This window comes from Acinetobacter sp. YH12116 (assembly GCF_013418895.1).
GTDB lineage: Bacteria > Pseudomonadota > Gammaproteobacteria > Pseudomonadales > Moraxellaceae > Acinetobacter > Acinetobacter indicus.
The window spans coordinates 24,955-38,628 of sequence record NZ_VPBE01000023.1 but is presented as its reverse complement, the minus strand read 5'-3'; the positions used below and the strand labels follow the sequence as shown (position 1 = coordinate 38,628).

12 protein-coding genes and 1 pseudogene are annotated in these 13,674 nt (G+C 43.7%); 7 read left to right on the top strand and 6 right to left on the bottom strand.

From position 1 onward, the window contains the following. Nucleotides 1-181, top strand: a pseudogene (locus tag FTU54_RS15165) (IS3 family transposase); the annotation flags it as partial. Between the two features lie 111 nt (nucleotides 182-292). Here the strand turns inward: FTU54_RS15165 and FTU54_RS12220 are convergent. Next, the gene (locus FTU54_RS12220) at nucleotides 293-1,756 is read right to left on the bottom strand and encodes a phospholipase D family protein (protein ID WP_180074800.1); all 1,464 of its coding nucleotides are present in this window, start codon (nucleotides 1,754-1,756) and stop codon (nucleotides 293-295) included. Between the two features lie 105 nt (nucleotides 1,757-1,861). After that, nucleotides 1,862-4,012 carry a zinc piracy TonB-dependent receptor ZnuD gene (gene znuD, locus FTU54_RS12215; RefSeq protein ID WP_168399786.1) on the bottom strand — a complete coding sequence of 717 codons (2,151 nt, stop codon included), beginning with the start codon at nucleotides 4,010-4,012 and terminating at the stop codon, nucleotides 1,862-1,864. Nucleotides 4,013-4,154: 142 nt separating this feature from the next. Here znuD and FTU54_RS12210 point away from each other — a divergent pair, with 142 nt between their 5' ends. The 6 genes from FTU54_RS12210 to FTU54_RS12185 all read left to right on the top strand — a co-directional run bounded on the left by FTU54_RS12210 (nucleotide 4,155) and on the right by FTU54_RS12185 (nucleotide 10,243). Then, nucleotides 4,155-4,919, top strand: a complete 765-nt coding sequence (locus FTU54_RS12210) for a DUF4184 family protein (protein WP_180074799.1) — start codon at nucleotides 4,155-4,157, stop codon at nucleotides 4,917-4,919. A 144-nt stretch (nucleotides 4,920-5,063) separates the two neighbouring features. Then, nucleotides 5,064-6,848, top strand: a complete 1,785-nt coding sequence (aspS, locus tag FTU54_RS12205) for an aspartate--tRNA ligase (protein WP_127800615.1) — start codon at nucleotides 5,064-5,066, stop codon at nucleotides 6,846-6,848. 111 nt (nucleotides 6,849-6,959) lie between these two features. Then, nucleotides 6,960-7,178, top strand: a complete 219-nt coding sequence (locus FTU54_RS12200; RefSeq protein WP_005180031.1) for a hypothetical protein — start codon at nucleotides 6,960-6,962, stop codon at nucleotides 7,176-7,178. A gap of 23 nt (nucleotides 7,179-7,201) precedes the next feature. Next, nucleotides 7,202-8,068: a lysophospholipid acyltransferase family protein gene (locus tag FTU54_RS12195; protein WP_168397766.1), complete on the top strand. Its 867-nt coding sequence runs from the start codon at nucleotides 7,202-7,204 to the stop codon at nucleotides 8,066-8,068. 35 nt (nucleotides 8,069-8,103) lie between these two features. After that, complete coding sequence (locus tag FTU54_RS12190) at nucleotides 8,104-9,237, top strand: glycosyltransferase (RefSeq protein WP_180074798.1); 1,134 nt, start codon at nucleotides 8,104-8,106, stop codon at nucleotides 9,235-9,237. Next, nucleotides 9,230-10,243, top strand: coding sequence for a glycosyltransferase family 2 protein (locus tag FTU54_RS12185; protein WP_158650884.1), 1,014 nt, complete (start codon nucleotides 9,230-9,232; stop codon nucleotides 10,241-10,243). Before FTU54_RS12190 ends, FTU54_RS12185 begins: the two co-directional genes overlap by 8 nt. Before the next feature lie 6 nt (nucleotides 10,244-10,249). Here FTU54_RS12185 and FTU54_RS12180 read toward each other — a convergent pair whose 3' ends face one another. From FTU54_RS12180 to FTU54_RS12165, 4 genes are read right to left on the bottom strand one after another with little or no spacing between them, the layout of a single operon-like run. Continuing rightward, on the bottom strand, nucleotides 10,250-11,302 hold the full coding sequence (locus FTU54_RS12180) for a glycosyltransferase (protein WP_168397768.1): 1,053 nt from the start codon (nucleotides 11,300-11,302) through the stop codon (nucleotides 10,250-10,252). Between the two features lie 6 nt (nucleotides 11,303-11,308). Continuing rightward, nucleotides 11,309-12,121, bottom strand: coding sequence for a glycosyltransferase family 25 protein (locus tag FTU54_RS12175; RefSeq protein ID WP_104489280.1), 813 nt, complete (start codon nucleotides 12,119-12,121; stop codon nucleotides 11,309-11,311). Nucleotides 12,122-12,124: 3 nt separating this feature from the next. Continuing rightward, nucleotides 12,125-12,868, bottom strand: a complete 744-nt coding sequence (locus FTU54_RS12170; protein WP_104470822.1) for a hypothetical protein — start codon at nucleotides 12,866-12,868, stop codon at nucleotides 12,125-12,127. A gap of 21 nt (nucleotides 12,869-12,889) precedes the next feature. Further along, entirely contained in the window at nucleotides 12,890-13,660 is a 771-nt protein-coding gene (locus FTU54_RS12165) for a glycosyltransferase (protein WP_075174841.1), read from the bottom strand. Nucleotides 13,661-13,674: the final 14 nt, after the last annotated feature.

The window sequence follows — 13,674 nt, the reverse complement described above, 5'->3', positions numbered from 1 at the left end:
TAGAAGTCTTAAAACGGAATGGATCCCAAAACTTGGTTACCATTCCATTCAAGAAGCCAAAGCAGACATTGGTTTTTATTTAATGCAGTACTACAACCGCATCCGACCACATCATTTTAATCAAGGGGGCAGTCCTTATGAGGCTGAACAAAAACTTAAAACTGTGTCCAATATTTGTTGACCACTACATCCTCCTTAACCTTCTCTTACAAAGGTGGAAGAAAACTCATTCTTCCAGCTCTCTTATAAGCAGAAGCCACGGCTCCCAAACAGAAGCTTGGAATGAGGGAGGTTAGAACGTCGACCAGCCACTCCATTCCATCAAACGATACAGTCCATATTTCAGCGTCGATTCATCGGCATACTGGGCATAATCCACACTCATCTGACGGCCATTTAAGTTTGACCAGGCGGTATCAAAATACTGCTGAGCATCTTGAAACACCTGAGCTTGAGCCGGGCCTAACACGCGTAAATTGGTTTCCAGATTATAATTTTTTAAATTCCGCGCGGTAAAATTGGCCGAACCTAAAATCATCTCCTGTTGCTGGGCATTGCGCTTGATTAGCATTTTGCTATGACATTGCTCGCCTTGGGTATTACACCAGCGCAGTGGAATGCCGGCCTGATGTAATTCTGCTGCCACTGGCCGGTTCGGTACGCCATTCTTTTCCAGACCAAACGCATCTTTATTGGCATCCAGCAGCACCCGCAATTTCACCCCACGCTCATGGGCTGCAAGCAGGCTTTTGATAATCTGGCGCTCGGACAGATAGAACATCACCAGATCGACCTGTTCATTGGCTTTGGCGCTATTAATCAGGTTTAAAGTCGCATCATAAATGGCTTTTTCAGTCAGCACCTGCACCTGCGGTTCAGTAGCAGCGGCCTGAAACTCACCGACAATCACCCCGGGAATATTGCTGCCGGACATGAGCGCCACCGACTGCTCGGTTTTCAGAATATCTACCGCGGTATTGCCTTTGACCACCAGCGCCACATTGGAGTGATGGGAACTGGCATCATGCGGATTCATTGAGGTCACCAGAGCTTCCCAGCCGTCCGGGGTATCAACCACAATGGTTTTACGGTGGTTGGCCTTAAAATTCAGCAGCTCGGAATAACTGCGCAGGGTGATTTTGCCCTCGCCAAACGGATTGGCCAGCCAGCCAGCCTCCGGATTATTGCGGATGCCCTGACAGCAGATGTACCAGAATCCGGACCACATCGGATTGGAAGCGCGTAGCGGAGTTAAATTGGTTTCGATCACATCAATTCCGGCCTGGCGCAGTTGCCGATAATGCTCTGGCGCAAGACCGCCATAAACCGAGTTAATCGGATCGGTAATCAGCCTGATTTCAATATCCGGGTGGGTACGGCGTTTTTGAATCAGTGCATCGGTCAATTGCTGACTGAGCGGTTGATGCTGGGCCTGTGATGCCCCGGTTTGCGGATTAAATAGAAACATATCCAGCACAATTAAGCTTTGTGCTTCATCAATCAGGCGCAGCATTTCATTAAAAATCTGATGATCATAATGCTGCTGGCCCTGTGCATCCAGATAGGTCTGATCGGCCAGAAATTTGACTTCGGCATGACGTAGCGGTCCCGCATAATTCAAACCATCCGGTAAGGGCTTATAGGTGTGATACAGCGCCGAGGATAAATAGCTTAACGCCAGCAGGCCCATCATCACGCCCAGATAACGCCGTGGTGACCAGTTCAGTTTATTGTGAATTCGTTGAAAGATACGCATAAGAAAAAACCTAACCCAATCAACTCAGGCTAGGTTTTCTTCAGGCTTTTTTCAAGAGGATTTCCGTGACATCCTCTTGATTTTGGCAATAAATTTAAGTTTTGCTTAGAAGTTATATTCTAAACCAACGGTAAAATTACGGCCCACTTGCGGAATGCTGGACAGGAATGAGGTGTGTGAATAAACCTGATCATCCAGCAGGTTATTGGCTTTAAAGAACACGCGGTAGTCCTGGTTATTCGCCATGGCACCTGCATAAGCCAGACCGACATTGACCATGTTATAGCCTTGGGTTTCCTGTTCATAGCTGGCAATCTGGTCCTGTTTAAAGACATGATAGTACTCTGCCAGACCTGACCAGCCGTCAGCAAAATCGGCTTCTACTTTGGTACCTAAACGGCCTGCTGGTACACGCGGTGCGTTTTCACCATCAATTTTGCCACGCACATAGTCACCAAACAGGCTGACTTTATAAGCATCGTTAATGGCATAGCCTAACTGCGCTTCTGTACCGTAGAAACGGGCTTTGTCTTGTTTATAATCAACTAGACGGAATGTTCCTTCGCTGTCGGTTGTTGAGCCATAAATATAGTTATCAAACCAGTTGTGATAAACATGCACATGATAGTCGAGTTTTTCACCTTCATAATGCAGACCTAACTCAAGGTTATTTGACTTCTCAACATCCAGATCCTCATTTCCACGCTCATAGGTATTGGTGGCAAAGTGAATACCGTCCGCATACAACTCTTGTGCCAGTGGTAAACGTTGCTGATGCGAGCCAACCACAGAAAGCTTATAGTTTGGAGCAAATTCCCAATTGGCTGCTGCTGAACCTGACACACCGGTATCCGAATAGTCTTTTTGAGTTGAATCTACATCAATTTTTTGATGTTCTACACGTGCACCCAATTCCACATGCACATCACCAAACTGCTTATGTTCTAAACCGAACAGGCTATATTTTTCGGTCTTGGTGTCTGCCATCAGCACGCCACTATGAGAATGCCCATCATGTTCTTCCGCACCACCCGCAAGATTAATTTTCTGTTGGCTATATTGGGTACCAAAGACCCCTTCCCAACCCGCGACTGGTTTATGAACCAACTCTAAACGGGCATCATAGCCTTTGCTTTTAAAATTACTGATAACTTCACTTTCTTCCAGCTCGTCATGTTCATAATCGGTATAGCTGGCATGGGCACGTAACTTGTCAAAACCGGCAAATGGCTGATCCAGTTCTGTACGGACATCATAACGGTGTGATTCCAGATCGACCCATGGACCACCATGAGCATGTTCGCCCCCATCCTCATCTGGAGCTGAAACGCCATGTCCGCCGCAATGAATTTCATTACCATGAGGATGGCAGTCATGATATTCATGACTATGCCCTGGTAAACCGTATTTGTCCTGACGGTTGCTATAAGACACCCCGACAAAACCACGGTCATGAATCCATGAGCCGCCAATATTCACGGTTTGCCCTTCTGCAAAGGTATTGTCTACACGACGGGCTTTATCAAAATGTGTTTCATGTTCTTCTTCAGCATCATGTCCATGATCATGATCTTCATGGCCAGCTTCATCATTATGATGTTCTACCCAGTAATCCGGCGTAATATAGTTATTTGCTTTACGTTTGGAGCCTTCTACACGTAAGGCAAAGTTGTCACCAATTGCTGCTGTTACCCCCGCACTGGCCAGCTTCTCATCGCTACCCGAGTTATAGCGCACGCCGACGGTGCCCTCTAAGCCATCTGCTGGCATTTGGGTTGGAATTTTCTGATCGGTTACATTGACCAAACCACCGACGGTACCAGCACCATAGAGTAAAGTCGATGGACCACGAATCACTTCAACCTGTTTTGCCAGAATTGGATCTACCGTAACCGTATGGTCTGGAGATAAAGTCGATACATCGGCAGTTTCAGATGCGTGTTGTAAGACTCTGACACGCGGGCCATCTTGACCACGAATCACGGGACGGCTTGAACCTGTGCCGTACTGATTTGAATATACACCCAGTTCATCAGCCAGTGCATCACCAATGGTTGTTGGGCGTTCCGCCAATACTTTCTGTTCCACCACCTGATCTGCTACCGCAAAGTCTGCTGCAGTCTGAACCAGAGGATGGGCTTTTAGCTGGATGGTTTCAAGTTGCTGTGCATTGGATAGATTCGCCTCATCTGCAAAAACCACAGGGGTCACAACAGCAAAAATAGACAGTGTTATTAAATTCTTATGGAAGGACATGACTCAGGCTCAGAGTAACAAATTTGAATAATGTTATAATATAACATTCCAACTGTTTTGCAATAAAAAACATAAAATTCATCTTTGCTTGGTTAAGCTATAGGGCCTCGCGGATTTTTCCGTTTTTATTGTCTACGCCTGTATGCCCTTTACCTTATCTCATGCAGTTTTAGCACCCCCCATTGCCCAGCTGACAGGCCATCGTCTTCCCATTGCGGCCCTCGCTATTGGCTGTATGCTGCCCGATTTAAGCCGTTTATTTACCACCGATCAGGGCGGCTTGAATCATTTATGGAGTTCAATTGTTCATCCAAATTTATGGCTGGGTCTGGCTTTTTGTGCGGCATGGTATCTGATTTATCGTCCGGTGCTGTATCGGGCGCTAGGCATACAACATGAGCTCAATCTGGACTCGTTCAAGTCGGCCCTTGGTTTTTTGCTTGCGGTAGTCCTCGGGCTATTGCTGGGCAATGCCACCCATTTAATTTGGGATGGTTTAACTCACGTCGACTTTCGCACTTTTGCCTTTCATGACCTTTTAAGCCAGCCGGTGTCCTGGTTTTCCCAGACCTATCCACTGCATTTTATCTTGCAGATTGGCAGTTCGCTTCTGGCCCTGCCGTTTTTGCTGTGGATGTGCTGGCGTTATTATCAGCACTATCGTCAGCACTGGCCAGTGAGCCAACGGGTCAAACAAGCGGCAGCCATCCTGATTGGCCTGGCCATTTTGCTAGGTGCTTATTCGGTCTGGGATTATGCCCGCTATTTCAGTGATGAACTGTGGTATAGCCATCGTTATTATTTTCTGGGCCGGGCTTTTAATGAGTTTAGTCAGGGTGCCTTAATCATTTTAACCACGGGCTGTATTTTATTTCAGATTCTGGACCGCAATCATGAGTTCGGTTAACTCGAAATAGCAGGAAATTGCCGGGTTTTTCACGCTAGTTCTTGTGACAAAACCTGCAAAGAGGCATAATCCAACATTTACTTCAAGCGGTACGCTGTTTACGTATGCGCTGTCATTAACCCATATAGTTGGATTTTTTACGCTATGATGCGAACTCATTACTGCGGTTCTTTAACCGAAGCTCAAATCGACCAAACCGTAACCTTGTGTGGTTGGGTACATCGTCGCCGTGACCACGGTGGGGTGATCTTCCTGGATATGCGTGACCGTGATGGTCTGGTACAAGTGGTTATCGACCCGGATACCCCAGAAGCATTTGCCACAGCAGATAAAGCTCGTTCTGAATTCGTATTAAAAATTACAGGCCGTGTACGCCGCCGTTATGCGGGTACTGAAAATGCCAATATGGTCAGTGGCCAGATTGAAGTATTGGGCAAAGAAATTGAAGTGCTGGCTCAATCTGAAACGCCGCCATTCCCACTGAATGATGAAAACACCAATATTTCTGAAGAAATCCGTCTGAAATACCGCTTCCTGGACATCCGTCGTCCAGAAATGTTAGAGCGCTTACGTTTCCGTTCTAAACTGACCAACTTGATTCGTAACTACTTCGAAGACAACGGTTTCCTAGACGTTGAAACTCCAATTTTGACTCGTGCAACGCCTGAAGGTGCACGTGACTACCTGGTTCCAAGTCGTGTGTCTAACGGTAGCTTCTACGCACTGCCACAATCACCACAGCTGTTCAAACAGTTATTGATGGTAGGTGGTATTGACCGTTATTACCAAATCGCCAAATGTTTCCGTGACGAAGACTTACGTGCGGACCGTCAGCCAGAATTTACCCAGATCGACGTTGAAACATCGTTCATGAGCGATGATGACATCATGGATCTGATGGAACGTTTGACCGTGAAGATGTTCAAAGAGCTTCTAAACGTTGAATTCGACAAATTCCCGCGTATGACCTATGCCGATGCGATACGTGACTATGCATCCGACAAACCGGACCTGCGTATTCCGTTGAAACTGATTGATGTTGCAGATTTAATGCAAGACGTTGAGTTCAAGGTATTCGCTGGCCCTGCCAAAGATCCGAAAGGCCGTATCGTGGCGCTTCGCGTTCCAGGTGCAGGTTCACTGCCACGTAGTGCAATTGATGAATACACCAAATTCGTGGGTATCTACGGTGCCAAAGGTCTGGCGTATATCAAGGTGAACGAACTTGAAAAAGGTATCGAAGGCCTGCAATCACCAATCGTGAAATTTATCGAGCCAATCGTGCTGGATCTCTTAAAACGCGTTGGTGCTGAAAATGGTGACATCGTCTTCTTCGGCGCAGATAAAGCCAAAGTTGTGAATGATGCAATGGGCGCGCTTCGTGTCAAGATTGGTCACGACATGAATCTTTCAACTTGCGAATGGGCTCCGCTTTGGGTGGTTGATTTCCCAATGTTCGAAGAAACTGATGATGGCAAATGGACTTCTGTGCATCACCCATTCACGCTGCCAAAATCAAGCGTTGAAGAAGTGAAGAACAACCCGGGTGCTGCGCTGTCTGTCGCTTACGATATGGTATTAAACGGTACTGAAATCGGTGGTGGTTCACTGCGTATTCACAACCTGGAAATGCAAAAAGCCATCTTTGAAGCTTTAGGTATTGGTGAAGAAGAAGCTGAAGAGAAATTCAGCTTCTTACTAAATGCTTTACGTTACGGTGCGCCTCCACACGGTGGTCTAGCATTCGGTCTGGACCGTTTAGTGATGCTGATGACCGGCGGTGCGTCTATTCGTGATGTGATTGCATTCCCGAAAACCAAGACTGCTGAATGTCCATTGACTCAAGCACCAGCACCAGTTGAAGCGACTCAACTGCGTGATTTGGGTATTCGCTTACGTGAAAAACCAAAAGCGGAATCTCAAGAATAATAGCTTGTCATTCTAAAGAAGCCCTGCACTTGCGGGGCTTTTTTATTACATTGAGATCACTGCCGAGCAATGGCATAATAACTGCAGTTTTCATTCTTAGGTGATTCAGCGATGGCAATGCGTCCTGCAGTACGTAACCGCGGCATCATGCTCATTGTCTTTTCGATTGTACAATGGCTGTTCATGCGTTATATCTTGGCGAACAACCTGTTTGCGCTTGATACCAATGACCGTATTGTGTATTTCAGCCTGAGTAGTATTATCGGCGCCTTGCTGATTTTTGTCGGACTGATTTATATGGTCTTAAAAGGCAATGCAGATCGACCATAATTGCGCGGACTCTTGCTTGATTCATGTATTCCCTTCTTAAAAATTTCTCCAAACTCCCCCTGCGCTTGATTCAGGTCACTGCCCGATCTGTGGGCTGGTTGCTGTATGTGAGCAACTCCTCTGCCCGACGTGTGACAGAAATTAATTTAAAGTCTGCTTATCCGGAGTTATCCGAATCAGAACGGGATCAGCTCACAAAGCGTAGCCTGAAAAGCCAATGTATGACCTATGCAGAATCGGTCAAGATTTGGGGTTCTGCACCGGAGTTTGCCCTTGAACAGATCAAGGTCGTGCATGGAGAAGATATTTTTTTAGACGCACTGCAAAACCCGAATGGGACCTTGGCAGTGGTGCCGCATTTTGGTACCTGGGAATTGATGAATGCCTGGGTGAATTTACATACTGCACCGGTCATTATGTATAAACCGAGCAAAAATCCGGATGTAGACCGGTTTATGCTGGAAGCACGGCAGCGTCTTAATGCCACACTGGTACCCACCGATGAAACAGGCGTACGTGCCTTATTTAAGCATTTAAAACAAGGTGGATTTGCCGCAATTTTACCAGATCATGTGCCTAAAGAGTCGGGTGGTATTTATTCACCTTTCTTTGGTCAGAATGCACTTTCCTCTACCTTGCTCTCTAAACTGGCAGCCAAGACCCAGTGTTCAGTGATTGGCTTAAGCTGTTTACGCCGTGAAGATTTAAGTGGCTTTGAGCTGCATGTGCAGACCTTATCTGCAGAGATTAATGCCAAAGATTTGCAGCTTTCAGTCGATACGCTTAATAAAGAAATGGAGCGCATGATTAATGCCGCTCCAGAACAGTATTTATGGAGTTATAAGCGCTTTCGCAATTTAGAAGGCACACCCTCTAATCTTTACAAATAACATAAAACACCCATCTTCTGCTTTGGTCGATTATGATGAAAAATGCATCTCGCCCCTATCGAATTCTGTGTATCGTTGACCACTTAAAAGGTGGTGGTGCAGAAAAGATTCTTCTTGATACAGCTATTCATTTAACCAAACAAGGTCATCAAGTCACAATTGTTCCATTAAATCCAAACGATATAAAGATCGATATTCCTGATGCCTTGACCCTGATTTGCCCAGACTTTGACGCATCCCTTTATACAGGCAAATTATTAAGAAAGTGCACCTTACCGGATGCTGATGTCGAAAAAATAAAAACAATCATTGCTGCGCAAAAACCTGATCTTATTCTTCTTTCTCATGCATTTGCATTTTGTCTTTCCCATGTCATTCACGGCAATGTTTGGCTATGGATACATGGTGAAATTTTTAAACCTTACAGACAACCCACCGCAAATTTGTTTCGATGGTATAAAGAATATCGACGCTACTATTTGGAGAAAAAATATTTTATTCGGCTATTTGATGGCAAAAAGATCATCACCGTCAATCAAGACTTGGAAAAAGACTATCAACGACTGTTACCTAATGCACAATTGACAACGATTTATAATGGCATTGATATCACACAGATTGATCAACATAAATTAGCCGCCCCTCAAAAACATTGGGACTGTGTATTTGTCGGACGTTTAAGTCATGAAAAACAGCCAGATCATGCCATCCGGGCATTTGCCCAATCTAAGACAGCAAAAAATATGCTGATTATTGGCGATGGAGAGTTAAAAACAGATTTACAGGCGTTATGCAAACAACTAGAGATTGAAGATCGTGTTGAGTTTTTGGGTTGGGTCAATCACCCATATGCATATATCCAACAAAGCCGCTTGCTGATTTCCAGTTCACAAAGTGAAGGCTACGGTCTTGTTATTTCAGAAGCACTGTATTTGGATGTACCCGTAGTGGCTTATTACGTCAGTGATGCAATTGATCATCAATTAAGTATTGCAAATTTAAAAGATAATCTCGTTCAGCCACAAAATATAGATGCATTAGCTGAAAAAATAGATCAGAATCTCGCCCAATACCCCGCTTTAAATTTTGATAAAACATTGCTTAGTAATGAAAATATGGTCGGGAAATTCTTAAGTCTGATTCAGGATGATCACTGTTCACATGTTTAACTTAACCATCATCATTCCTATTTATAATGTTGAGCAGTATATCCTTGATTGTATTCAAAGTGTCATTGCTCAATTAACCGATGACATTGAAGTGATTTGTGTTGATGATGGTTCAACGGATCATTCGATCGATGTCCTCAGCACATACCTGAAGCAACAGCCACAAACACACATCAAAAATATTAAAATTCTCCAGCAGCAAAATGCTGGGGTGGCTGCTGCTAGAAATTTAGGTATTAGACATGCGCAAGGCAAGTATCTCACGTTTTTGGATTCAGATGATGTGCTGTTGCCGGCTTATGCACAAGAAATTCAGCGAGCGATTGCAAGTGATGCCGATGTCATCAGTTTTGGCTATCAAAGTCTCTCTGAAGATCTCACGCCAATCTCACATCCATTTATTCCTCAGCAGGTCCTTGATCAAACGCAGCAGCATCAGCAGACACTGATTGATATTTTTAATGTAAACCGTTGGTTTTCAGGCATTCACCTCTATAAAGCCTCACTTTTTCAAGGCATCGAATTTCCTAAACTCAGTCATTATGAAGATGCAGCCACGATTCCAGATGTCATCATGCAAGCCCGCTCTTTCTATACAATCCAAGCCGCTTTATATGGCTACCGTATACGTGCCAGCAGTGCCACCAATTGCAAAAATGCGTCCAATATTGATCGATCACTGCAATGCCTTGAGCAACTCATCCCAACCTTGATTGAAAAGACCAAAGCACAGGTAATTTTCATCATTCCATTAATGCATTTCTTTTATATTTATATATATCAAAGCACTAAATTTAAAAATAAACAGTGCGCAAAACACAATTGGAGCAAATTTGCAGGTGCTATCCAACAATTACCCCAAGCTAGTGATTTGATTCAAAATGAACACAACCGGATGTTATATCACTGTTTAGCTTTCGGCCTGTATGGTTTTTACCTATCCAAATTCATGAGTCGTCTGGTACGCTCCATTAAAAAACGCTTAGGACGACCGTATCAGCGATAATTGAGCTTAAACAATCAAATCTAAATATTGACGCACGGCAGTATCGGGTAAAAAACGTTGATCAAGCTGGATTTGACGTTGTTCTGTTTGTTGTAAAGTGGTCACCATTTTATCTGCTAAGGCAGCAACATCACCGACTGCAACTAAATCCTCTGCAGCTAAAATTTCACTCGGCCCTGATGGACAATCTGTGCTGATCACAGGTGTCCCCAAAGCCAACGCTTCCAAAATAACAAGCCCCAATCCTTCAAAATCGGATGAAAGCACCATCAATTTGGCATGCTTCATATAAGGATAAGGGTTCTTTTTAAAGCCGGTAAATATCACACGATCTTCAATGTGCAGTTCTTTGACTAATTGCTGACAGTTCGGCAAAAGCTCCCCTGTCCCCACAAGCACTAATTTTTCTTTTACATTTGCCTGTGCATAAGCACGAATCAAAATATCCTGACGCTTTTGTGGCTTAAACTTGCCCACGTTCACAATATAATCACCTTGCAGCTCAGGATGATATTCATCTGCTGTTGCAAGCACCTGGGCTACATCAATTGGATTATAAATAGTTGAGATGTTTTCAGTTTCAAAAAGCTGTTTAAAATCATCTGTAACACCTTGACTCACCCCAACACAAGGCTTGGCTAAATAAACCTTTTTGAGCTGTTTCATCATTTTATTATCTAAACGACCAGCATATTCCTGACTAGTTGTATTATGAATAACTAGATGTACATTTGGCAGCTTACTTTTGCACAAAACAAAATCTACAGGGAATAAATTTGAGAGAACCAGATCAGGAGTACCAATCTCGTTTAGAATAAATTTATCAAATGCTTTAGCTGCAATATTTGCCCGCATAAATTTAGGAATAGCACGGAATTTTTGGTAATTAAAAAAGTGTGTTTTTACACCTTCAGGAATCGGCAAATCAATAATATCTTTAAAATAAATAATATGAGCTTCATACCCCGCATCATTAATGCCTTTGGCAAGGGTTAATGCAAAGCGCTCAGCTCCATTCCCTTGCAGAGTAAAAATTGCAAGAATTACTTTCTTTTTCATTGGCAATTAAACCTGTTTGAATTTGTTTTTATCTAAAGCAATAAAACGCTTTTGCGCTTTAAACATCACTTGCACATAACGACAAGCCATTGCCCACTGCCCTGCAAGACGTCTAGTCTTAAATTTTCTTTTTTCCGCAGCAGATGCATACACAGGTTTATGATGTTCAGAACGCCCAATCACCGACTCAAACTGTTCCTCAGGCACTAAACCATAAGCCGCTAGCTGATCTTCTTGAATCACTGCAGCTGGCTCAGCTTGTAAACTATTTAAACCATAATGACTAAAAATAAATCCATCTGCGATGGCGGGTGCAGATGTTTCAAGCTTATCTAATAATTTTTGAGCACCGGAGGGATACAAAATATAGCCTGCTGCACCTGTCCGATCCTGATACAACTCGAACAGGTTGGTCTGACTATTTGCAAAAGAATAGACTGGCGTTTTAGAAATAATTTTCTTCCGGCTTCTGACTTCAAAATTAATCAGATCAATATCTTTAAAATTATGATGTTCAATGTCTTCAAGTAGCTGAGGTACATGACTAGCTAAGACTGCATCATCTTCTAAAATCAGCGCTGGCGCATTGGTTTGAACTACGATTTCCCATGCTTTCTGATGACTCAAAAAACAGGCCACTTCAACTTTACGGAGTGGTCGTTGCCAACCAAAACCTAATCGTTGATAGACCTCTTCACTAATCTCATCAACCGATACTGCATCTAAACGCTGAAAAGAAAGTCCGAGCCGAGCAAATTGTTTCTGCTGAAAGGCCAAGCGTTCAGTTGAACGCGCCAAATTGATAATCAGTACTTGCATCTGTTACCACCAGCGTGTTTTTTCACGCGTATGTCGTTGCTTAAAACGTGAATACACATTGTTATTTTCATCACGTTGTAAACGGTCAAAAATCTCAATCACAATTTGCCCAAGTGGATGAATTTCACAGACCTTTTCCAAACGCCAACGCATATTTCGCAAGGTATCATCGGTACCTACTGCAAATGCGGAGGTCCCATCAAACAAGGCATAACGCTGATGCTGCAAATGCTGCTGATGTTTTGGATTCTCCGTTATGGATTGATCACACAAAAAGCGCTCTGTTTCTTGCAACTTGAGTGTGTTAATTAAAACCACAGCATTCATTAACGTTGCCTTTAAACAGGCATCTTCATCAAAATCAATAAAAGTATCGCAGGCAGAAATCAGCCAGCGAATATTTAAGGAACGCAACAGGAAATCTCGTTCAGCCAGCCATAAAGCCTTAAATTTTGCATAATTATTTTGGCTATCGACTTCACGGCGAATCAGCACAATCAAACTGGCATGATAATGATTCAGTTGAGGCTGTCCGACAAATTCCTGTTTCAATTGCTCAATATGCTCATTTAAATCTTTTGCTGAGCCATGTGTATACGTTAACTCAGTGCCTTCTATTCTTGTCGTCTTTAGTTTATCCAGATCTACATCATTGAATTGTGCATATACTTTATCTGCACCAAAACGGCGCTGATGGCGACTGAATGAAAACCATTGTTCAAATTTACTTTTCTTTCTTACAGGCATTTATCTACAACCCGAAATTGACTACTGCCAAGCCTCTTTAATCCAATCCGATGGCAACACATAGCGATACCATTTTCCTCCACCGCCATGAATTGCATCTGGTGGATTAATTTCGCCATGGAAAATAATAATTTTGGCACCTTCCGGTTTCACCGGCGGCTTAAAATAGGCCATCGGAATCTTTTGCAGACAATGATATTTATAGCTTTTACACCAGCTCTCTGGCCAGTAGCTTAATTTTTTCTCCTGATCGACATACCAGGACAAATACGCCTGTTCATTACGGAACTTCTGACGGATCTCATCAAAATGCTCACGGAAATACGGCAATAATCCCGGAAAAGCACCCAGTTTAAAACGATAGACTGAACTGTTGCCGGTAATTCGCCATGGACGTTTCCAGTCATGAATAATCAGAAAATCACCCGGATGGGTAAAAAATGCGTCGATATTGTCGACAATGACCACATCTAAATCCAGAAATAGCGCATTACCTGTCAAGCCATATAAATCTGGCTCAAACGTCGACAGCTTGTTCCAGCCACGCTCAGGCGCCCCTTCTGGCAAAGCCAGCGGCGGGATCGGAAAACATTCTACTTCCGGATTAATGCCTTCAGTACGGTCAGTCAGGCAGACCATTTTAAAGTCGACTGTGGTATGGCGTTTGACCATATTGTACAAACGGTTAACGTATTCCGAACCGTATTTGGTTCCCCATTTCATGCACAGAACAACATTCTGTTCCTGCATTAAAGAAGATTGAGAGTTCATCTCTGTTTCATGTAAAGCCATGCCGCATGATCCAC